At 38.6% G+C, this 22,052-nt stretch carries 21 protein-coding genes; all 21 read right to left on the reverse strand.

The genetic code is table 11. The features are described from left to right. Nucleotides 1–36 precede the first annotated feature (36 nt). Nucleotides 37–303 carry a hypothetical protein gene (locus L3V38_RS08895; protein ID WP_237119152.1) on the reverse strand — a complete coding sequence of 89 codons (267 nt, stop codon included), beginning with the start codon at nt 301–303 and terminating at the stop codon, nt 37–39. 322 nt (nt 304–625) lie between these two features. Continuing rightward, nucleotides 626–1,060 (reverse strand): hypothetical protein, encoded by a 435-nt coding sequence (locus tag L3V38_RS08900; protein WP_237119153.1) that lies wholly within the window; start codon nt 1,058–1,060, stop codon nt 626–628. Beyond that, entirely contained in the window at nt 1,047–1,934 is an 888-nt protein-coding gene (locus L3V38_RS08905) for an N-acetylmuramidase domain-containing protein (protein ID WP_237119154.1), read from the reverse strand. Before L3V38_RS08905 ends, L3V38_RS08900 begins: the two co-directional genes overlap by 14 nt. Nucleotides 1,935–2,124: 190 nt before the next feature. Continuing rightward, nucleotides 2,125–2,625 carry a hypothetical protein gene (locus tag L3V38_RS08910; protein ID WP_237119155.1) on the reverse strand — a complete coding sequence of 167 codons (501 nt, stop codon included), beginning with the start codon at nt 2,623–2,625 and terminating at the stop codon, nt 2,125–2,127. A 556-nt stretch (nt 2,626–3,181) separates the two neighbouring features. Beyond that, entirely contained in the window at nt 3,182–3,772 is a 591-nt protein-coding gene (locus L3V38_RS08915; RefSeq protein ID WP_237119156.1) for a hypothetical protein, read from the reverse strand. A gap of 221 nt (nt 3,773–3,993) precedes the next feature. Further along, a complete protein-coding gene (locus L3V38_RS08920; RefSeq protein WP_237119157.1) occupies nt 3,994–4,428 on the reverse strand; it encodes a hypothetical protein in 435 nt (144 codons plus the stop codon). 335 nt (nt 4,429–4,763) lie between these two features. Beyond that, nucleotides 4,764–5,051, reverse strand: a complete 288-nt coding sequence (locus L3V38_RS08925; RefSeq protein WP_237119158.1) for a hypothetical protein — start codon at nt 5,049–5,051, stop codon at nt 4,764–4,766. A 22-nt stretch (nt 5,052–5,073) separates the two neighbouring features. Next, nucleotides 5,074–5,430: a hypothetical protein gene (locus L3V38_RS08930; protein ID WP_237119159.1), complete on the reverse strand. Its 357-nt coding sequence runs from the start codon at nt 5,428–5,430 to the stop codon at nt 5,074–5,076. Nucleotides 5,431–5,499: 69 nt separating this feature from the next. Continuing rightward, a complete protein-coding gene (locus tag L3V38_RS08935; protein ID WP_237119160.1) occupies nt 5,500–5,919 on the reverse strand; it encodes a hypothetical protein in 420 nt (139 codons plus the stop codon). After that, complete coding sequence (locus L3V38_RS08940) at nt 5,919–6,341, reverse strand: hypothetical protein (protein WP_237119161.1); 423 nt, start codon at nt 6,339–6,341, stop codon at nt 5,919–5,921. Before L3V38_RS08940 ends, L3V38_RS08935 begins: the two co-directional genes overlap by 1 nt. A 2-nt stretch (nt 6,342–6,343) precedes the next feature. After that, complete coding sequence (locus L3V38_RS08945; protein ID WP_237119162.1) at nt 6,344–10,966, reverse strand: RHS repeat-associated core domain-containing protein; 4,623 nt, start codon at nt 10,964–10,966, stop codon at nt 6,344–6,346. Beyond that, on the reverse strand, nt 10,966–11,811 hold the full coding sequence (locus L3V38_RS08950; protein ID WP_237119163.1) for a hypothetical protein: 846 nt from the start codon (nt 11,809–11,811) through the stop codon (nt 10,966–10,968). The genes L3V38_RS08945 and L3V38_RS08950 overlap by 1 nt, the downstream gene beginning before the upstream one ends. Then, on the reverse strand, nt 11,808–12,824 hold the full coding sequence (locus L3V38_RS08955; RefSeq protein WP_237119164.1) for a hypothetical protein: 1,017 nt from the start codon (nt 12,822–12,824) through the stop codon (nt 11,808–11,810). Before L3V38_RS08955 ends, L3V38_RS08950 begins: the two co-directional genes overlap by 4 nt. Nucleotides 12,825–12,826: 2 nt before the next feature. Further along, nucleotides 12,827–13,117 carry a PAAR domain-containing protein gene (locus L3V38_RS08960; RefSeq protein ID WP_130151802.1) on the reverse strand — a complete coding sequence of 97 codons (291 nt, stop codon included), beginning with the start codon at nt 13,115–13,117 and terminating at the stop codon, nt 12,827–12,829. 25 nt (nt 13,118–13,142) lie between these two features. Continuing rightward, complete coding sequence (locus L3V38_RS08965) at nt 13,143–13,499, reverse strand: hypothetical protein (RefSeq protein WP_062567649.1); 357 nt, start codon at nt 13,497–13,499, stop codon at nt 13,143–13,145. A gap of 3 nt (nt 13,500–13,502) precedes the next feature. Further along, the gene (gene tssI / locus L3V38_RS08970) at nt 13,503–15,356 is read right to left on the reverse strand and encodes a type VI secretion system tip protein TssI/VgrG (RefSeq protein WP_130151803.1); all 1,854 of its coding nucleotides are present in this window, start codon (nt 15,354–15,356) and stop codon (nt 13,503–13,505) included. Between the two features lie 71 nt (nt 15,357–15,427). After that, nucleotides 15,428–15,907, reverse strand: a complete 480-nt coding sequence (locus L3V38_RS08975; protein ID WP_062567651.1) for a type VI secretion system tube protein Hcp — start codon at nt 15,905–15,907, stop codon at nt 15,428–15,430. Between the two features lie 226 nt (nt 15,908–16,133). After that, a complete protein-coding gene (gene tssH, locus L3V38_RS08980) occupies nt 16,134–18,737 on the reverse strand; it encodes a type VI secretion system ATPase TssH (RefSeq protein WP_237119165.1) in 2,604 nt (867 codons plus the stop codon). Nucleotides 18,738–18,756: 19 nt separating this feature from the next. Then, nucleotides 18,757–19,737, reverse strand: a complete 981-nt coding sequence (gene tssG, locus L3V38_RS08985) for a type VI secretion system baseplate subunit TssG (RefSeq protein ID WP_237119166.1) — start codon at nt 19,735–19,737, stop codon at nt 18,757–18,759. Next, the gene (gene tssF, locus L3V38_RS08990) at nt 19,734–21,560 is read right to left on the reverse strand and encodes a type VI secretion system baseplate subunit TssF (RefSeq protein ID WP_237119167.1); all 1,827 of its coding nucleotides are present in this window, start codon (nt 21,558–21,560) and stop codon (nt 19,734–19,736) included. Before tssF ends, tssG begins: the two co-directional genes overlap by 4 nt. Then, nucleotides 21,557–22,042 carry a type VI secretion system baseplate subunit TssE gene (gene tssE / locus L3V38_RS08995; protein ID WP_062567655.1) on the reverse strand — a complete coding sequence of 162 codons (486 nt, stop codon included), beginning with the start codon at nt 22,040–22,042 and terminating at the stop codon, nt 21,557–21,559. Before tssE ends, tssF begins: the two co-directional genes overlap by 4 nt. Nucleotides 22,043–22,052: the final 10 nt, after the last annotated feature.

Below are 22,052 nucleotides of genomic sequence, written 5' to 3' on the forward strand. Positions count from 1 at the left end.
CTAAGTTTTTCTAGCAGAGGCCTGTCTAAATTCCTGTTAAAGATTAATCTTTTGAAAGTAGGTTTTTAACTTTAACAACCCTGACTCAAGCTCAAACTGTTGTATTTTAGGGTTTTTAAACTTAAACCCATTGGAAATATGCGTATTAATCATAGCAGCCATGCCTTCAAAGCCTGAAGGCGCACTCGCGACTAAATCAGTCAGCAAAGGCTCAATAAGCGGCTGATGCTCTTCAATTAAATCAGGCTTGTTGTAAACATCGTTTACAAGCTGTGTGAGAGTTTGTTGGTGTTGTTGTTCCATAATATTTCTATAACGCTTTGGAGTTCGCGTTTATAGCTCCTTTTTCAGTGACGAGGATTGCGGCACTTTGTTTATTTTTTAAGATTATCTTTTTATAGCGAGGAAGAGAATACCTCAGTTTAATTAAAAGTAACTGAGGTAGAATCACAAAAATCCTCTGTAGTTGTTCCTAATACACCTGTAAAAGCTTAGCAAATACAAAATGTTGACTAGTGGCTCTGTTTGCAGAGACCATGACTGAATATGCTAGCCTTATTACTAAACTATCATGTGCAAAATTCAAGTTACAACTAATTACCCACTTCCCTTTTAGTAGCCATTCCTAAAAGTTCTCAATAGAAGGTAATTTGCTAACACTTGAATCATCACAAAGCCAATAGTCTTTTTTGGCATCATGTTCAATAGTGACTGATTTCTCTTTAGTAATCATACCCAGCTCTTCACTATGGTAGTCACTCACGGTTATTTTATTACCATTGTGTGTAAACGTCATACTGTGTTCATTAACCAAGGAACGATGATAACTGGATTTACTCGCATCACTGATAGAGGTCATTTCAGTAAGCTTGACCTGTGCGGTGTTAAATTGCATAAGCTTATAACTGCCATCATGTTCACTGACAACCACATCAATCTGTGTGGGTTTATCCGCATGGCATTTAAAAATAATCGCTGACTCATTTTGCGATGCGCTGCACGAAGCAATAAAGCATATTGGTAATGCAATAAAAATCGAAGAAAGTTTACTTTTTATCATATTTATCAAAAGCCTTTTTTAATTTCACGTCATACTTATTTTGTGCGTATTGAGAACCATTGTAACCTTCAGCAAATGCAGCCCAATTCAATGTTATTAAGTGTTTTTCTAATCCTTTACTTTTTACAAAGTTGACAAATGCATCTAACTGTTTTCTTTGTGATGTAAACATTGTTTGAACAAACGCCTCTACACTAGCAAATCCTGCAGCACTATAGTTAAACCCCATAATTTGAAAACGCCCCCAAGAAGTCGATTTTAAAGCTTCTGTTACATCTAATTCCATAGCCTTTTCAAGCCTTGCGTATTCCTGCGGACCTCCTACGTATAAACTACGATTCCAACTTCTGCTCGAAATAGACGGATGACTTGAATCATATTTATGATTCGTTAGACGAGAGAAAATATGCGCTTCATATAGAATCTTAGGTTTGCCATTTGAGAAAAAAGCATCACCTGCGGATTCAACCTCAGCAACAGCTTTAATAGCAGCAACCTTACACCCAAGTTGATTCGCAACATCTTGAAAATCAGATTCTGACAATGCTTGTACATTCGAAGAGGCCACTGGTAATTTAAAATGAACCTGACCTATCGTTGTCAGCTTTTCATTTATTTTTCGGTGAGAACGACCATTTGGATCTATCTTGCCATCGGGACGTACCATACCTACAACTTTGCTTTGAAACTGTTTTATTGCGGCAACAGTTTTAGAGTTTTCTGGGCGAGAACCTAAACGTCCATCCACAACCAACGCTTTTGTTGGTGAGATAAGTTTTAGTAATTTATTTAAAGCGGTTTGTACTGTTTTTACATCGGCTGGGGTATTAACACCACCTAGCCCAACAGATTGGGGGATTCTAATTACTGACATATGAAAGTCCTTTTCCGTATTTTTATGTTTAAACGCTATTTTTATAGCCATTTCATTTTACATCAACGAAGTGCTTATTTATTTCCCAGACAGAGGTTAGTTTAATGTTAACAACCCGCAGTGATTAACCTTTTAAACACTATTTTTTATGCAGTTCACTTACCGTTCTCCTTAAGCCCGCACAATAAAGTTAGGAATATTTAGCGGCTATATTTTTCAACTCTTCTAACAACCCATCTTTTAACATGTAATTGGGTATATCCCACTTTTGAGGTGTCATGTTGAAAATATAGCTTTTCCTGTTGCCGTTCCAAATATTCAACCCTGGTAGATTTTCAGCACAACAATGAACCATTGCATTAATGCCAATCGTCTCTCCATCAAACTCAGCCGACGTACTGCGCTCGAAATTTGAAAATCCCCCTTCACTTTTCTTTTTAAAAAAGCCATTTTCTATTCGATCAATTATCCAAGGCAATGCAGTTAATGGGTATTCAGATTGCGTATATCTTCTTATTTTTTTCATTTTAGAATAGAAGTCAGACGACACGATTAAATAATCACCTTTTTTGATAAGTAGGTTTTTTTTATCTTCAAACATTTCATAATTAAGAGTCAAAAGTACTACTTCATCACTCTGCATATTTTTATGATCAATTAGCCCTAAAGGAGACTTTATTATATCCTTCACTGTGTTTATCTTTTAATGTTGTTTAGAGATTAGCTATCATATAACAACTTTCTCAAAAATAAACATCAACCCCTGAACAAGATTTTCAAATCGACCACAGCACTTGAATAGCCTGTAACATTGCTCAAATCACTTTCTAAGAATAAGTAGATTAGCCGGATTTACCCCAAAGGTAGTAAACTTTCATACTGCTAATTTATTTAAAAAAAGCTTTAGAGCCTGCAATGATTTTGAAGTGGCTCTGCTACTCCCCTAGCTGAAAGCATTTTCTCTAATTTATTATATCATCTATGAATAACTGAGTTTTTATATGAGAAAAGATTTGTTCTTCCTCTAGCTTTTAACCCTATTACTCTTTAATTTTATCCATAAACCTATTTACTTTTTTAACTAGTCAGTTTTGAAGCTCACCAAACTCATAATATTTAGGAGAAAATATCTTCTAGGCACCTTTTATCTTTCAGGTTAATAATGTCTAATAAAGATCATGTTTTCTTTATTATTGAGCTCCTTTTAGTTCTAAAAAATCTTGATAGATAAACCTAAAAAATTAGATTCATTGCCTGCTTTTTGTTTTTGCATTGTCTCTTAACTCTCTCGCTAGAGCCTCTGAACCATCACCTTCACTGTGTTCAAGCACATATTCCGCATGGTTAATAACACTCGGCCAATCCTCAAGCTTTGTATAAATTTTCGCAAGATCATAGTGGATCCGCTTTAACAAACGAGGTGAAGCACCTGTTGCTTTTGTGAGGTAAAGTTCATATAAGCGGGCTGCTTCAGTCGAGTTATTTTCAATGAATAAGCCATCATCATATAGCCATGCTAATTTACGAATAGCGTTGATTTCATCATTAGCTGCACGCTGCTTTACTTCATGAACGTAACGCGAGCCATCTCCTGTATGATACCCAATATAAAGCAGCGCTTCCCAAGCTCCTAGTTGATAGGCTTTCTCACACCAGCTTTCAAGTTCGTTAACTGCATATTTCAAACTCCTCTCGCATTGGCGCATTACTGTATTCTTAGAGAGGTTGGGATCATTAATATCAAGCTCTTTCCATAAAGAACTTGATACCGATTTACCCTCGACATAGGAAGAAACAGTGAATATAACTAAAAGTGCTAAGAGTTGATGTTTTACCATTTTAAAGTGCCATCTTGGTTAACCCGTTGTTCTGGAATATGAAACTGAAGTGCTTTTACAGCATGCTTATAGGGGAAGTCCATATTTCCCTATCCATTTTATTAGAGCTCTTCAATGAGCTCTTTAATATCAACAATAAAACTAGTTTCGTCACTCCTGTGGAGTCACTTAGTTATGTTTATTACAGCTAGTATCAATCCAGCCGCAAGCTATTCCTCTACCTATAAACGTTGGCAATCAAGTGGAGAAAAATCTGTACTTTCTATCTTAATTGAACAATTCATATTAACCACATCTTGGCTCAACAAAGAGAGTTCTAAATCAAATGTTAGAGTCTGTGAGTTAACTTTCAAATTGTAGATATCTAAAAATGATAACTTTTTAAAATCGTGTGTAACTTTCAATGCTTCGTCATACACGTTACAAATATTCTTTTGCTTGATAAGCGCGTTACTACCTGCTTCTAAAATATCTAGTCTTAAACAAGGGAACTCGCTATCAGGATGAAATTTTATCCAGCGGAATAAATTATCATTAACCCTTTCCACATTCATCTCTATAACATCAAAGCTGACATACGTTTTGTCATCATTACTTAGTGCTTCAGTACAAAAAAAAGTAAAAATCAAATAAATGCTAGTAATTAGCTTTTTCATCAAACACCTATAAATTTATTAAAAACAACAGTCTTCACCAGAGGCTCAAGCTACAAAAATGATGTTTTTCATAACTAAAAACCAGTTGCTAATGGGCTGTTTTCAGATAAATGTTCTTGATAGCTTTTCCTGTGTACTGATAAAAGGCCACTTTTTCTGAATTGTACGGGAGAGCATTGCTATTGCGAAATGCAACCACTACTGCTTTGAGCTACCAAAGAGCCTTAATAGCTTCATATTTATAAATAGTAGGGTTATGACTCAATTCACTCGGCATTAGTAAACGAGCATTTCCTGCCATTGTTTTATAATTAACATCCGTGTTGATTAATTTATTACTTGTCTTTGCTTTTATCTAAATTTTCAAAGCACCATCTATAAAACTCTATAGCGTTGTTATTTTCAGAGCCATAAGGAGCAACTGCGTATTCATAGCTCATAGCGAATAACAACTCATCTGGAGTAAAATTACATTCTCCTCTTTTTGAGTAACAATGCTTTACCTTTCTCCACAATTTTATAGCGCAGTTTACATACTCATCACCCCACTTATCTTTAAACTGCTTGCTCGGATTGTTTTTGAGTGTAAATTCAGCAATATCACGAAAGGTTAAGTCAGTCATGATTAAAGCTCCACAATAAAAATTAGCTTATAGGGGACTTGCAATATATTTTCCCTAAAGCTGAAATAACCAAGTCGTCGGGTACTAAAGAATGTACAGATACCAAATGTAGGATAGATGAATCTACAATTAAATTTGTTTCCCCATTTGGTATTCTATATTCATATTTGGGTATAATTTTCTTTTCTTCTAATAATAAAAAATTTTCTTCGTCACATATAGGACAAATAGCTATATGGCGCCTTTTATTAACAACTTCAGCTTTCTCGAGTGCGCTAAGAAACCACTTTAAAAAAATTTCTTTATCTGAGTTTGATTTGAACTCGTTGTTCATCAAATCTAAGTTAACCTTTCGGTCATTAGGCTTTCGTGAAATCACTCACAACTCCTTGTAAAATTAGCTTCAACTAATCTAAGGCAATTAAGATAAAATAAACATGATACCTATCTATAGTTTTATTTTCGAAGACAAAAAGTCATAATAAAATTTGCCTTCCTCTTCATGTTCATCAAAAATTTCCTTACCAGCAAGCATATAAGCCTTTAACAGCGAGTTCTGACTACTTTCTATATTACCTAATTGATATTGGCATTGTCCGACCCTAAAATGTATAAATGCGTTTTCATTTGCTTCAGGATAATTTAAGGCGTCCAATAAAGAGTCTAAAGACTTTTCATATTCATCCATCATGTAAAAACTATCACCAATTGAAACCTTGAGCCACAGCACTTCATTCCAATCTTCATTAGGATCAACGATTAAATCAAGCGCTTTTTGCCAAATGGCTATAGCACCTAAAAAATCATCTTCATCGAACAAGTCATTACCTTGTTCGCAATACTGCTCTATTTGATCATGAATATCCATTATTTATACTCACTATAAAAAGTTTTATACTTCTTCGGCTGACTAACAAAGCAACGCCCTTTAGATATTGTATTCGCTTTATCAAACCACATTTTTGCTAGATCTAGTTCACCTTGCTCAAAATAAATGGCTCCCTTTAAGAATATAGGTCCATCATCATACTCATCTAGATGATCCGAGCTCAAGAGTTGATCCACTATCTTATGAGAATTTTCATAAAAACCTAACTCCTTATACATTTCGCATATTCCAGATACAAAGCTGAGTGTTACGTCCCAGTCGAATTTAGGCTCAGGTAATAACTCCCATGCTTTTTCTGCTTGCTCTTTCGCCGTATTAACATCTTTTTTTTCTAATGCTTCATAGGCAGAGATATAGAGTGCATCGATTTTATCTCTCAAATTTACAGGTAAGTTTTTCATATCTATCCTAAAGGTGGTTCATAACGTTCTTTCAATTTAGCTCCAGCGGAGCGATTTAAACTGTAATGATCTAGAGTATAATTATTTGAATCCAACATCCATTTTCGAACTTGTTTAGATTTAGCGCCATGTTTTCGTCCAGTCGTATTCCAGTATTTTACCGCATCCATTGGTTCATGCGCCATATCAGCTTCTGATAAAGGATACCACTTTCCATTACTAGCTTGAAATTCAGTACCTTTAAAAGAGGATCTTATTTTACCCTCCGCTTTCATTCTATTAATCACTTCTTTGCCTGTTTTAGATTTTTTACCCGGCGTGCGACCTAGGTACTTCAGACGTAATGATTTCTTGCGTTTTTTCTTAGCTTTAGGCACGCTTGCAGGCACAGCACTTCTCAAATTATCAGAGATCTTTTTAGGATTCCTAGTGTTATCGTTAGCCCCTTCATCATCTAAACTTTGCCAATTGCCGTCTTTTAACTGTGAATACTGTCCTGACTCTTCTTTAAAAATACCTTCTTCATCATGGATAACATTAGAGTTTTTATGCCCAGCTATATATGTACATGCAGCCCAGTGGTATTCACCCATATCTTCAGCTAGCAGTTCAGATATATGCTTGCTTTCAGAAACCTGAATTGAATTGGATGATATGTTTAAACTTCCACAATTTGGATGCAGCATATATCCAGGGATTACATCGCCTTCAGTGTATACTTTTTTGAAAACACCACTTGAAACAGTACCATCTTCAATTTTACTCCCTAAATCATCGGTAATTGTAGCACCATCCCATGAGTAAACGGTTAAGCTAGTCCCCATCGGAACCGTTGCTGGCCTCACAATGTCTATCGAACCGTGCCCTGCAAATACTTGTTTCTTCAATGTCTCCTTACAACTCAACCCCAACGGATCTACCCAATTCACTGGATTCGGCGCATATTGGTAATGATTAATACCACCTACCAAGCCAATTGGGTCTTGGTTTATAAAACGTTGTTGTTTGGGGCTGTAATAGCGGTAACGGTTGTAATGTAAGCCGCTTTCTTCATCAAAATACTGCCCTTGAAAACGTATTGGTTGAGTGAAGCTGTTTTTAATAGATGCCTCAGGCTCTTCATAGCCATACACATCCGCGTGGTTTTGCCATACCACTTCTGCGTTTTTATTAGTTACAAAACGTGGGGTATTCAGCTGGTCTAGGTGGTAGTAATACACCTCACCCTGTTTAATCAGTGCGACTGGGTGAAATTGATTGGGTAGGTTGATATACCAAGTGTATTCACCGTGTTGGTATTCGCCAATTAATTGGTCGTTATCCCAAATGTAATCAATCTTGCCATGCTCGGTATGCTTCGCGATGCGTCGACCCAATGGGTCGTAATCATAATGAGTGAGCGTACCATTGTTATTAAAGCTGCTTAATTGGTTGAACGCATTGTATTGACGGTGTGTTTTAATACCTTTACCGGTTTCACGTATTTGGTTACCACATTCATCGTAATGAAAGTCGCTGTCGCCAAAGTGTGTTAAGCGGTCGGCCTCGGTTGCGCTTTGAATAACAGTATCATCGGTTAAGTTACTACCTGATGCTGTAACCGAATCGTTATATTCGCTGTGAATAACATCATTTGTATACGCTGAATCGTTATTTTCAACGTGATTGATTGTTTCGTTGGTATCAGGTTGCGATTCGGTTAATTCGCCATTTTTTAGTTTTGACTGCCTAACAGGGTTACCAAAGCTGTCCCACTGGTATTGGGTAGTAGTATCAACCTCAGAGCTTGCTAAGTTTTGCTTAATTAACTGGCCAAGGCTGTTGTATTCAAAATTAATATTATGACTACTAACCCCTTCTTCTTTACGCGCAATCAACTGGTTGATGTTATCGTAGCGATAGTCACAGGTATCAAATAATACTTGCTCAGGGTGTGTGAGCGCTTGCTGCGTTAAGCGGTTAAATACATCAAACTGTTGGGTAAGGGTGACATCATTACCAAAGTGCTGTGTCTGAATGTTATTTTGGCTATCGTAACCAAGTTCAACCAGTTTTGTTAAATCACCATTCGCCTGCTTTACTTGAATTGCACTAAGCTGACCAAATTCATTGTAGTGATAATCAAGCGTTGTTGAGTCTGGCAGAGTGAGTGACTGTCTTCTACCATAGTCATCGTAGGTGTATGCAAGTTTATGTGTTTGATGTTGATTATGAATTTGCTCAACACTAATTAATCGCCCGCCCTTATCAAACGCTTGTTTTATCGTTGATTGCGCATTATGAGCTCGCGCTATTTTACCTTCTGCTGTGTAGGTGTAATGGTTAGCGTTATTAATGATTTGTTTGCCTGTGGCAAGGCTTGCGTGCTGCGAAATTATGCGGCCTAGTTTGTCACGCTTAATTTTTACATGGCGTTTATCGCTTTGTGTTACTGACACTAAGCGATTACAAGCATCATACTTGTATTGTTGTATCGTGCCATCAAACCCCGTTACCTGAGTTGGGTTTTCATTTGCATCGTAGTTTATACGGTATACATGGCCGTCACTGCGCTCAATTGCCGTTAAGTTGCGCTCTTTATCATAAGTTAAATGCAGTGCGCTGCCGTCGGGTTGAATAACACAATGCGGCTGGCTTAGCCCTTCAAAGTGTTGCTCTGTGGTATCGCCGTTGCTGTTTTGTGAGCCAACTAACCTACCCGCTTCATCGTATGTGAAGTATTGCTGTTGCTTATTTTCTGGATCATTTTGAGCAAACGCGGTGGTTTGCACAAGTTGTCCCTGCTCATTGTATTTATACTGAGTAAGCAGCCCTGCTTGGTTTATTGTTGCATTAATGCGGCCTAAGTTATCGTAGCTATAACGAATAAGCTCATTATTATGCTGCTTAGCAAGTAACTCACCATGCTCGTTCCACGTATATTTTAAAACATGGCCGTTAGGCGTGATATGTTGCGTTAAGTTACCTTGTTGATCGTAGCTATAAAGCGCAATTCGACCATCTGCTAGGGTTTCGCTTTGCAGTAATCCAGAAGCACTGTACTTACGTTGGATCTTGTCGCCATTTGGCAAGATAGTTAACACTTGTTGGCCGAGTTGGTTATAGCCAAACTGAGTACGAGTACCATCAGGTTGAGTGACAGAGGCAAGCTGACCATACTCTGTATAGGCATACTGAGTTTGATTGCCCAAGGGGTCTGTTTGTGTCAGCTTTTGTCCAAGCGCATTGTATCCGTAGGTTGTGGTGTGACCGTTGGCATCCGTATGCTCAATCAATTTACCTTGTTCGTTATGAACAAAATGCTCTTGATTACCGCGAGAGTCGATACTGGTTGTCTTATTCCCTTGATACTCAAACTCATAGCAATAGATATTGTCATCACCCCATTGTTTTATACATTTGGCATCGTAACCGTATGAATCCCATTCAAAATGATGACTAAAACCGCTTGCTCTGGTCCGCTTTATTAATAAATGCGCTGCATTGTATTCATAGCGCTCTTGCTCATCATGTTGGTTTGTTGCAGCAACTAAATTTTGCTGTTCATCGTATTCATAACGTGCCAGAGGCTGATCAATCAGAACAAGCTTATTGTGTTCATTTGTTCTATAAGCGTGAACTGTTTTTAGCAGCCCTTGTTTATTATATTTTAAAACGCAACCACGTGCTTTATTCACCTCTATGCGCTCTAAGCGCTCTTGAGAGTCATAATAAAAACGTGTGCTCTGGCCTTTTTCGTTAATGATTTTTTCAAGTAACCACGCAGACTCGCTAGGCATGAACGTTAAGTGATGGTCATTCGGTGTTACCAACACTTGTTTGCCATTTGTTTTGTAATGCAAGGCAAGGTTACTGCTCAGCTGGTAGCTAGACTGGCCTGGTTTTACTTTTTCAAATCGATGAGTCGCACCATGTTCATCATGGTACTCTAACCAGTAAGTGCCTTTTTTCTTAGGGCCAACTTTTGGGGGTGGTAAGTAATGCTCTGTTAATTTCACCATGTAATCATGGCGCCAACCATTACCAAGCAATGAGCGTTGATTACACTTTGATGAGCGATACAAACGTCGCCAATTAAGTGGCTTATTCGCAGCGAGCGTAAAATCCACTAACGGCAATATTTCCTCGCCCGTCAACATTGAAACAGGGTCTGAACGACACTCTTGCTCTGTAATTGGGGTTTCACTGGCAGTGGCATTGCTTGCCCCCCCGCTATTACTTGCAGGTGCTTGCGTTGCCTTTTTACCACTACTTGAGCTGCTTTGTGATTGTGATTTTTTGGCTTGCGATGGACGAGTATTATCGCTCACTTGAATAACTGTTTTAGCTTTTTGTCGGTAACAGCTCACTGCGCCAGAGGTAAGCGCACTCACTAAGGCGGTGGCGGTTTCACGCGCAGATGCTTGCCTTGGACAATGAATACCCGCAGATTGTAGTAGTTGAATGAGATCTAAACGTTTCGATGCATCGCCACTTAATGCCGTGCCTAACTCAGCAACGTACTTGTACGCACTATCCGGCGTGCTCGTCGAAACAGGCTCAAAGCCACTGGGGGCTTTTTGCTTAGCTAACACCACACAAATTGGGTAGCTTATTCCTTGTAAAACAACTGCTCTGCTATCCATTAGTTGCACACTTCCTTACTTGTCCATAAGTATGACGCGACGGCTTGGTACTTGTTACTTTCTTGAGTTATCACTAACGCCTGAGACAAACTGTCATTATAAAATGGGCTATTTGTCAGCGTTGCAAGATTGATAATCCCTTCTAATGCACCTAGTTTTCCTAATTTATAATTAGGTAATTGAAAAATCGTCTGTTCATTAATTTTGTTACTTAACACTGGTAAATAATTTAACCAGTCATCACTTTCTACGCCATTTCCTGGGGCGAAAATTATGTCTATTGGCTGCTCATTAAGCGATAAAACACGCTTTAGCTCCCCTTGAATAGGGTTATGCTTAGCAAGGTCTATCGAAGCAACCATCTCTGCTGATTGTAACACCCAACCAGTATTTATAAACTCAATATTAGCCGTGCTTGCTGCAACACCTAAATAATCAAACTGCTCGCGCTTATTTGCCTTAAAAACACCATCAATGGCAATCACTGTTACATTTTCAAGGCTGCTCTCTTGAGCCAGCATTAGTGCTGAATGTATACCATGGCAACCTTCAAAAAACAGATGTTCTAAGGGTGTGCCAAAGCATTGCTGTAAGCTCGTTGCAAAAAGTGTTTTTAATTCACTTTGGAACGGCAACGCAGGCAAAAGCCACATTACAGTGCCATTTTGCGCGAAATCCGTTTTAAAAACAGACTTAGCTTTCATGATGCAGTCGTACACAAACGCATCAGTTGAATGCCAAGGAACTATACAGCCTTCACTAGAACCACCTTCTAATAGTAATTCTTCAGGACTGAGCTTATACGGCGTTTCAAACTGATCGATGTTAATTTTAAATGCACTCAATGAACACTCTCTTGATAGTTTTTACTATCCATCTTAAGCGCATTTAAAATTGCTAATACTTGCCAGCTTTGTTGATCAACACCTTGCTGTTTTACTCTATCAATCGGTTGATTTAATGCATAGCCATATACTAAAGTTTTGCCAACGTAATATGACTCGTGCTCAGGCCAATGCTGGTTAAACTGCTGTTGGAAATCAACGATTGCTTGCGCATCTGTTTGTGCTTGCACTTGAGTTTCATAGGTCACTAAATTATCTAATTCAGCCCCTAAACAACGCTTTATACCATTAATAAGTGGCTCTGCATCCTCAACATCCGATAATAACGACACAACTAACGGAACATATTTAGGCATGCCTGTATGTAGCATCACTTGTAACGCCTCTTCTCGAGACAGTGCTTGGCTTGCAAAGTTGCATACATGATTCACGCGTTGTTGATCTAGCAATAATAAATAAGCAGACATTAACGGTGAATTAATTAAATTTAGCTCAGCAAAATCGTTCGTGGTTTTAAACAACACCTTTGTTGTTGGTAATTCTATAGCGACTTGTTTAAATGCTTTAAATAACTCAACATGCTGAGCAGACTGACTAAAGTAAATCGGCTTAAGTGCATCAAATGTCTGCGCATAAGCCGTTTGTGTACGACCGCGATAAATTGCTAACTTTTCAACGAGTAGCTGTTTAACTGGCAGCTCTTTTTCGTCACTTTCATTTAAGTGTGTTACGCACTCATGGGTTAACTTTTTAGGTGACGTTAATAACGTGACCAAGCATGCTTCAGCCAATGTGCTTGCTAATACTGCGCCAGTGTTCAAGTCTCGAAGAGCTTGCAGTAACTGGGCGGCTGACAATGTAACTTGCAGAATCTCAGAATTATAAGCATGAAGTTTTAATATGAGTTGCTGACGAGCTTGCATCAAATAGTCAACAGAATAAAAAGGATTCTGTTGTGCACTGTGTAGTTGATTTAAAGTATTTGAATGCGCTTTTAGCAACATAGTAAGCATGATTAACCACCGATCAACACGGTGGGATTACCAACGATAATTTTGCCGCCATGAGACGTTCCGTCGCCCATTCTAGCCGCTGGCTTTCCGTTTATTTTAACGGTAGATGATCCGCTATTGATGCTATCAGGAGGGCCAACACAAATCAGCATATCGCCTTTTCTTGCTGCTGGCATACTACCAATTAATACATTTGATGAACCCGCCACAATAGGGCCACCAACGTGAGGAACTTTTGCAGTTACTTTAGGACAAAGGTGCATATGACCAATTGTTGAAGCGGGTTTACCCATAACCTATTCCTTGTTTTCACATCCATTAATCGTACAGAGGGATAACTTGTAACTTATTAACACTCACAAGCTTCGCTAGCTCTTCTACGATATCATCATACGATAAGTCGTTTATGATTGAGCTGGTCTGTGTCGCATATTGATATACATAAGAAAGCACATTACTACTGTTTAAATTAGGATGAAGGTTATAAAAAAATTGCTCAGCAAAATAACCATCATGGCCTTTAAAGTAATCAATTGGCAGACTCAAAAAAGGATCATCCGGACGGTTTACCGATAAACACACTAAATGCGGTAAACCATAGCGACAATATACTGTAAAGCCGCTGCTAGCAGCTCCATGAACAGCACCTGTTTGAAAAGTTGTAATCAGTTCCATAGCTTAATTCAGCTTAATCATGCCGGCAGAGAGTGTAATTGCACTGCCATCTACTTTTACATTACTGCCTTTAATATCAATATTCGTGCCTTCAATGGCAATATTACCACTGCTGCTCATCGTTATTTTTGCTGAGCCCGTTTTAATAACAATTTCTTTTCCAGCTTCAATATTAAGTGTTTTACCCACTTTTAACGTGTCATTATCGCCAATATCAACCGTACGATTTACTTTTATTTTCGCGTCATCGTTGTTGCCAACTTCTAGAAAACGATCGTTATCAATTTTCTCTTTTTGATCGTTCTTTACATACAATTGTTTGTCTTTTTCTGCTTGCATGTAAACTAATTCGCTGCCTTTTTTATCTTCAAAACGCAGCTCATTAAAGTTATCGGCCCCACCTTCTTTTGTAGAGCGAGTTTTTATACCACTTTGTGTTTTTTCAGCAGGTAAAGCATACGGAGGCATTAGATCGGCGTTATAAACCGCGCCGCTAATAATCGGTTGGTCAGGGTCACCATTTATGAAGTCAACCAACACCTCTTGTCCAACGCGAGGGAAAAAGAATGCGCCCCATTTTTTACCGGCCCAATTTTGAGCAACCCTAATCCAACACGAGCTTTGAGAATCTTTTTTACCTTCACGGTCCCAATCAAATTGCACTTTTACACGACCATACTGGTCGATCATAATTTCATCGGCACTGTCACCCGTCACGATGGCCGTTTGTACACCGTTTATAACAGGTTTATTTTTAATATGGGCTGCACGGTAAGGCACATCTTTTGGAACACACTCAAAGTGGTTAGAAAAAACTTCTTCAGTTTGAGATTGTTGTCCGCCAGATTGGTTTGGCACCGTGATCGCGGTTAGCAATGAGGTAATTGCAAATGTTTTGCCCTCTAGGCGCGGATCTTCATGCTTTTTAAAACTGAACAGTTTACCAACAGAAAAAGATCGGCAGTCACTTCGACCACTACTTAATTTCATATTTCGCTGGAGTGACTCTAGCTGCAGTGCCGCTAAATTTGCAGCACGAGGATGCGTTTCTGCTTCGCCTGTGTATTCAAATACTTCTGCAACCGACTGAGTGGGTAAATCAGCTTTAGCGTGATCACCATCTGGGTATCTTGGCGGTTGCTTAAAATCATAACCAATTCGTTTGTAGCTGCCTGGTGCTAAACTTAAGCCACCTTGCCATTTATTGACATGAGACTCGCTTAAATGACCAGAGCTAAAAACAACTTTAGCCTCTGCGCACTCTTCATAGGCAGTGATATCATCGGCAAGAACCAAAGTATGATTACTTTTACTGTGTTCGAAGAAGTAAAAAATCCCTTCTTGTTGTAGTAATCGCTGAATAAAGTCAAAGTCAGATTCTTGATATTGAACACAATATTCATACTTAGGGTACGTTTTAGTGGTGTTATCTTTGAATGCAACATTATGCTGACCAAATAAATCAGCAAAAATATCTTGAATGGTTTTCTTTTGAAAAATACGACTGTTTTTTCTGTTACGCATTGACGCTGCGTAAGGAACAATCGTTGCGTGATAATCAATATAATTCTTTTGTTCGTCTACATCAGCCGTGCGGCTTCCGTTAGATACCAACTGGCTAACAATACCATGAAAGTATCGCTCACCTGCACCGTCGGCATTTCGAACTTTTATGGAAACAGGCTTACCAACAAGATCTTCATGTGCGATTTGCGTCCCAATAGTAAACATATTCACTGACATCACAAACAAATCTGACATCGATTCTTGTGCGACGAGTCGAGTCAAATACAGTGCGTCTTTGCCTGCTGGGGTGTTTATCTGAATTACATTTTTATCTTGTGTTGCTTTTTGCATTCCTTGCTTCCTATTCCTACAGATCAAAAAAGCTCTGAGTAAAACTCAGAGCTAGTCGGTTTTGCAAAAAATTACATTTGCTGACCTTTAACGCCACTGTAACCATAAACAAGTGGTGCAGTGATGTTGTTTTTATCATCAGTAGGCGTCACTGTCATCATCATTTCAGTGTAGCTGATAGTGATAGTTTCAATTGGGCGATCGTTTTGAACTGATACAGAGTAGCTAGAAATCATTGCATCTGTTAATTCGATTTTCATGATTTCTTCAACTTTATCACCTTGTTTAGTGATATGGAAAACAGCTGGTAAGCCTTTACCAATAGTTGCTTCTTTGAATAAGTCCGGAGACGCTTTATCTTGAAGTTTAGTGATAGTTACATCGCCTAAACGAGTTGAGCTAGACTCACGGTCCATTGCTGTACCTGTGTGAGCTGAAATTTCACGACTTACATTCCAATCTAGTGATAAAACCGTGATTAAGTCTTTGAAAGACTCAGCTGTAGTTTCACCTTTAATTGAACCGTATTTTAAATATGTATTTGCTTGCATATGATAATGCTCCTTTTTAATTTATAAATTTTATCCATTAAACTGGATTATTTACTTTTGGTTACCCAAAATTCCTTTGAAATCACTATCTTTAACTGCGCAACGAAAGGGTCTTCTCAATCCTTTCCCTAGACGAAGACAATGTCTCAATGTTCCATCAATTAATGAAGACGGAGAAATTATAATCCGACTCAAAAAAAGAAACAAGAAAACTTATGATTAATAATTAACTTACTTTAAAATCAAAGTTACCATCATTAATAAATAATGATATCTCATTTAACTGTTCACCTGAAACTATGTTATCAAGTAATCTCTTCGATAAAAGTGGCAATACATTATTTTGCAACAATGTATGTATATTCCTAGCACCCGAACCAGAGTCATTGCAATTACTAACTATATAATCAATAACGCAATCAGAGTATACAAGCTCAGAATTATAATTATTCTTAACTCGCTTACATATTTTATTCAATTGCAGTCTTGCTATATCTGCAAGAGTACTCTTACTTAATGGAATGTAAGGAATAACATTTATGCGACCAAGAAATGCTGCTTTAAACACATCTAACAAATCATTTTGTAATGCTTTTTGCAGACCGGCAATGCTTGGTGCAGTCTCCTCGTCCTCAAATAAGCTCATTGTGGTGTCGGTACCCACGTTAGAAGTCATGATTATGATGGTATTTTTGAAGTCGATATCTCTACCTTCACCATCTTTTATTGTACCTTTATCAAACACTTGATAGAAAATATCATGAACACCTGGGTGTGCTTTTTCTATTTCATCTAACAAAATTACGCTATAAGGTTTACGACGAATAGCCTCTGTTAATACACCGCCCTCACCGTAGCCAACATAACCAGGAGGAGAGCCAAGCAACAGCGACACTTTATGCTCTTCTTTATACTCAGACATATTAATGATGGTGATATTTTCTTCACTACCATACACTTCGTTCGCTAAAGAAAGCGCAGTTTCTGTTTTACCTACCCCGCTTGGGCCTGCCAACATAAAGATACCATTAGGACGGCTTTCATCGGCTAAGTGTGCTTTCGATGTTTGCACAACTTTCGCAATTAGATCGAGTGCGTGGTCTTGGCCTACAACACGTTGTTTCATGGTATCAGCAAGTTTTAAAACACTGATAACTTCATCTTCATGCATTTTACCTACAGGAATACCAGTCCAATCAGAAATAACTTGGGCAATTAATTCATCATCTACTTGCCAATGCACCATATTCGAATCAAATTGTGCAAGGTTCTCTTTATACTGCTGCAGTTTCTGAATTTCCTCAGCGTTGTCATTGTCATCATCGTTAAGCGCAGTAAGTACTTCTTTTACGTCTTTAATTAATGACATTTCACTCTCAAATTGCTCTTTTAGAGGTTCAAGCTGCTGAGAGATTTGCTCACTTTTTTCGTTTAGTGTTGCAAGTATCTCGCTGTGATCAAGGCCTGTACGCTGTTCACGGCTTAACATAGCAATTTGAGATTTAATTTCTGACTGCTCGTTTTCTAGCTTTTCGATCGAGTTAGGTTTAGATGCTTGGCTCATAGCAACGCGCGCGCATGCAGTATCCAGTAACCCAACCGCTTTATCTGGCAGTTGTCTGCCAATGATATAGCGGTGAGATAAGTTAACAGCGCTTTCTAATGCTTGCTCAGAAATAAATACATTATGGTGTTTTTCCATCACTGGCACTAAGCCACGTAACATAGCAATGGCTTTTTCTGGTGTTGGTTCTTCCACCTTAACGACTTGGAAACGTCTTGCTAATGCAGCATCTTTTTCGAAAAACTTCTTATACTCAGCCCATGTTGTTGCAGCAATCGTTCTTAACTCACCACGCGCTAGTGCAGGCTTTAATAAATTTGCCGCATCATTTTGACCCGCTTGGCCACCGCTGCCGATCATAGTGTGTGCTTCATCAATGAAAAGGATAACTGGGTAAGGGGCATTTTTAATTTCTGAAATAAGTGACTTTAAGCGATTTTCAAACTCACCTTTCATACCTGCGCCAGCTTGTAATAGCGCAAGATCTAAAGTATGTATTTTTACATTTTTTAATACTTCAGGAACACTTCCTTGCGCTATACGCAGTGCTAAACCTTCAACTACCGCAGTTTTACCTACCCCAGCTTCGCCCGTTAAAATTGGGTTATTTTGCCTGCGGCGGGTAAGAATATCGACCATTTGGCGGATTTCAAAATCGCGGCCTAAGATAGGATCAATCTTGCCTGCTTTAGCTTGCGCCGTTAAATCAACTGTAAACTGATCTAGATTAGGTGTTTTCGATGACACATTTACCGGCGCATCTTGTTGTGTCTGTGAAGCAGGGTTTACCTCATTCGATTTAGTAACCAGTTCTGGCCAAGCATGTAAAAGTTGCCCTGCATCAATTTTATTGAACTCTTTACTACAACGGCTGACAACGCTTGCTAACGTATCGTCTTTCACTAGCGTATAAATAATGTAGGCACTGCGTATTTGTGTGTCTGTAAACTCAATGCTTGTACTTAGCCAAGTTTGTTTCAATAAGCTTGTTACATGAATTGATAAACTAGGTGATGAGTTACACCCTGTTTTATGCGATTCAAGTGACTTATTTAAGTCGTGCTTAAGTTTGTCTTCATCAATATCGTAAGCACTTAAAATGAGTCTAAGGTCATCAACTTGCTGTTCAAGCAATGCTATAATCCAATGCTCTAGTTCAACAGTAAAATGGCTGCGGCTATTACAAATAGCAACAGCTAGCTCAAGACTTTTTTTACATTCAGGACTTAGCTTTTCAACTAGTTTATTTAGTGTCATGGTAGACATAATATTTCCTTGTATTTATTTATCCTTTAAACGACAACTCAGTGACGTTTCCCTTACGAACACCACTTTGCGGTAAAAGAAAGCTATTACAGCCTAATTGAAAACGCTCTTCTTTTAGTTGTGTTGCATCTAATTCATAAAAATTCGACTTAATAACCAGCTCATGTTGAACTTGATTACCGAGAAAATCTTTCGTTATTTTGTGTGCCAGATCGTATAAATCTCTGCGCGGCAAAAGACGCGTTGTTTGCTTTGCATCTTTTGGTTTAACAATCACTTTCACTTTTGTAGAAATATCCCATACTTGCTTTCCTGCCATCGCATCTACACCTAAACGCGCATGCTTTGCATTAAAACCCGTACTGGTTATTTGTGTTTGTTCGCTTTGTTTTAATGGTTGCCACTGGCCAACAAACTGCGCAATTTCAACATCACAATCGAGATAGAAAGCGAGAATATTTCGCAAATCAGCAGCATTACGTGCTCTTCTGCTAAATAAACCACCAAAATACAACTGATGCGGGGCACGACCACCACTTAACAAAGATAAGATCTTTGTATGTTGGTCATGCTCTTTATTGGCAAAGTTAAGTGTGGGCTTATACTTCTTCCAAGCACGATAATATAAAGAGACTAAGCGATGATTAAACATGTCATAGAAATCACGCATGGTTGTGTCTTTAAAGCGCAACCTTTGCATCACCAGCTCACTATAAAAATGAGGCAACGCACCAGAGCATCCCGTCATTCCCATAAATGAGACTTCCATATTAAATTTTGTGGCGCCTTGGTATGTTCCTGATGACTTTAGATTTGTGATCGCATTGCCGGCAAAACCAAATTTTTGAGTGGCCGAAAAACGAATAAGTTCTAGCTTAGGGTGACTGTCATAGCCAACCTTACGATACTGCTGCGCAGATTCTTGTAACTGTGATTCAATAATGAACACCGCTTTATAAAAATCAGTTTGAGTTGCACTGTGCAGTAACTTATCAATCATAGTAAAACCCCAGAACCAACCCGAGCAGGCCATTGATGGTAAACTCGATCTTGCTCTTTGAGTTTTAAACTCAACCGGGTGAAGCTATTAATTGATGCAAATTGTGAGAAAAAACAATCTAAAACAGATGCAAAAAAGAATACACCACTACCCGAGAAGTCATCATTTGCAAAGGTAATTTCGATATCTGTGCCAGATGCAAACGCCACTCGACCATTTTGCACTACACGCGCCGTTGCAGGCTCAATTTTTACATTGTAGATATTATCGATCATGCCTTTTGATTGTGGTGTTGCTTTGAAATCATATAATCTAAGTGTTTCTTTCAACTTATCGACTGCGTTTTCACCGCTAAATGAATCAATGGTGAGGTGATTAATTAGCTGCCAACGCGTGCTACTTCCTAATACTGGTCTGACTGCGTGAGTAGGTGCCACTAAACACCTAATTTTTTTAATTACATCACCCCGTTTTGGCATAGACAAACCAAGCTCATCATCACCAAACGGTAAGCTTGCTGGCAGATTTCGGTTACTGCATTGAGCGCGCACGGTTAACACACTATTGCCTTCACTCAGCTCTTGGGCACTATTTTCAAAGCCACCATTAACCAAAGATAAATAGGTTTCTGTCCCCGCCTCTGCATAGCCGCCAGCCCATAAAGCGGTTTCACGGCGTGTATGCCAAAATAGATCTTTATGTTCTTGATATTTAGGGTGTGTTTGCCCATAAAAAGGCGTAACGATTTGTTTATTACCCTTATGGTCAAATGCCACGACTTCTTCAATGCTTATGATTTCAGATATTTCAGAATCGATATAACGTGGTGCAAGCTTGTACTCGTACTCACTTAGCTCAGGTCTGATCGGCTCAATTTCTTGTTCAAACATGTTAATAATGGGTGTGCATCCCAATAAGAACATGTCTTTATCAACTTGTTTTTCTAACTCTGTAGACTCTGTATCCAAATAGAAATACAAGGTCGTTGTGTTTGAATCACGCGGCAACACATGGCGAATATTTTGTAATTCGAAAAATTTAAACTTTTCAGGAAAAATAAAGTGTTCAACCAATAACCTAAAGCCAGATGAAGAGCGTAATGAATAAGGCACTACAGCCTCATCGTGCTCAAAACCAACAGGCTTTAAATGCTCATTTGACAGATAGTGAACACCTTCATCGCCATTATCAACGGCAATACCAATACAGTGTTTGAATAATAATTCGTACACTTTTAATGAAAAATGCCACTGTCCGTGTATAAATACTTTTAGATTATTAAGCTCAGTCTCATGCAGCGGTACTCCTTCGTACTCACCTGTGAGCTGTACTTTGAAAATGGCTTTTGCAGGCTCATTCCAAGTTGGTTTTGGTGCAATAAACGGACTATTATCAAATTGAGCCGCCGTGATTTCAACTGGCCAAAGGTTGGTGTCAAAGCAGCTTTTAAACTTACACTGCTTCATGTTTTCAACATTGGTTTCGACTTCACTTCCTCTCGGTATGACGATACCTGTTGTCGATAAGTTTTCTGACTCAAGCTTAATAACAGACAGTGAAGGGATAGGTGCTTGGTAATCAGGATAGAGCTGACCTAATAGTGCATCTGTAAGTTCAGGAAAACTATCATCAAGCTTTTGCCTGATGTTCGCTGTCAAAAACGCAAATGATTCAACCAACCTTGAAACATGAGGATCTTCAATCGTTTCATCACTGAGTTTTAGTCTTCCAGCAACCTTTGGGTATTTCTCAGCAAAGTCTTTACCTAAGTGGCGAACATACGCCAACTCACGGTTATAATATTTTAATAATTCATCATTCATAGTGAAGACTCGAAAATTTTCATGCCAAGGCTAACCGGCTCAACCTCAGAGTTAAAACTAATAAACTCAGGCTCAGGATCGGCATATAACAATGCATTTATTCTTAGGTTTAAAACACGATTAATTGGCAACTCTTCGTCAACTAACACTTCAACTTCAATGAAACGCGGCTCAAATCGTAAAATGGCATCGCGTACTTTTTCGCACAACACGAGTCGCCCCTCATGAGAGCTCACAGACATACTCGAAAAGTCGGGGAGCCCATAAGATAAGCAAGATGTCGCAAGCTCAGTATACTGACTAGGCCATGTATGCCATTGAATACGAGCATTAAGCAAAGCTTCCATATCTCGTCGCACTGAATTTTTTAACTGAGATAGACTAATTCCATCCGTTCTTTGTGGCGATTCCTGAATTTCAGGTTCATCGTCAATTAAACGGTCTAGAATCGAAGCTTTAAGCGACTGTTTGCTTTCAATCATGATTATGCGA

It is taken from the genome of Pseudoalteromonas sp. L1 (assembly GCF_021728095.1).
Classification (GTDB): Bacteria; Pseudomonadota; Gammaproteobacteria; order Enterobacterales; family Alteromonadaceae; genus Pseudoalteromonas.

Coding starts and splice junctions, on each gene's coding strand:
- L3V38_RS08905 (WP_237119154.1), bottom strand. CDS start 1,934: ATGTCAGTAATTAGAATCCCCCAATCTGTTGGGCTAGGTGGTGTTAAT.
- L3V38_RS08965 (WP_062567649.1), bottom strand. CDS start 13,499: ATGGAACTGATTACAACTTTTCAAACAGGTGCTGTTCATGGAGCTGCT.
- L3V38_RS08955 (WP_237119164.1), bottom strand. CDS start 12,824: ATGCTTACTATGTTGCTAAAAGCGCATTCAAATACTTTAAATCAACTA.
- tssE (WP_062567655.1), bottom strand. CDS start 22,042: ATGATTGAAAGCAAACAGTCGCTTAAAGCTTCGATTCTAGACCGTTTA.
- tssF (WP_237119167.1), bottom strand. CDS start 21,560: ATGAATGATGAATTATTAAAATATTATAACCGTGAGTTGGCGTATGTT.
- L3V38_RS08925 (WP_237119158.1), bottom strand. CDS start 5,051: ATGACTGACTTAACCTTTCGTGATATTGCTGAATTTACACTCAAAAAC.
- tssH (WP_237119165.1), bottom strand. CDS start 18,737: ATGTCTACCATGACACTAAATAAACTAGTTGAAAAGCTAAGTCCTGAA.
- L3V38_RS08935 (WP_237119160.1), bottom strand. CDS start 5,919: ATGGATATTCATGATCAAATAGAGCAGTATTGCGAACAAGGTAATGAC.
- L3V38_RS08915 (WP_237119156.1), bottom strand. CDS start 3,772: ATGGTAAAACATCAACTCTTAGCACTTTTAGTTATATTCACTGTTTCT.
- L3V38_RS08900 (WP_237119153.1), bottom strand. CDS start 1,060: ATGATAAAAAGTAAACTTTCTTCGATTTTTATTGCATTACCAATATGC.
- L3V38_RS08975 (WP_062567651.1), bottom strand. CDS start 15,907: ATGCAAGCAAATACATATTTAAAATACGGTTCAATTAAAGGTGAAACT.
- L3V38_RS08895 (WP_237119152.1), bottom strand. CDS start 303: ATGGAACAACAACACCAACAAACTCTCACACAGCTTGTAAACGATGTT.
- L3V38_RS08960 (WP_130151802.1), bottom strand. CDS start 13,117: ATGGGTAAACCCGCTTCAACAATTGGTCATATGCACCTTTGTCCTAAA.
- tssI (WP_130151803.1), bottom strand. CDS start 15,356: ATGCAAAAAGCAACACAAGATAAAAATGTAATTCAGATAAACACCCCA.
- L3V38_RS08920 (WP_237119157.1), bottom strand. CDS start 4,428: ATGAAAAAGCTAATTACTAGCATTTATTTGATTTTTACTTTTTTTTGT.
- L3V38_RS08940 (WP_237119161.1), bottom strand. CDS start 6,341: ATGAAAAACTTACCTGTAAATTTGAGAGATAAAATCGATGCACTCTAT.
- L3V38_RS08945 (WP_237119162.1), bottom strand. CDS start 10,966: ATGGATAGCAGAGCAGTTGTTTTACAAGGAATAAGCTACCCAATTTGT.
- tssG (WP_237119166.1), bottom strand. CDS start 19,737: ATGATTGATAAGTTACTGCACAGTGCAACTCAAACTGATTTTTATAAA.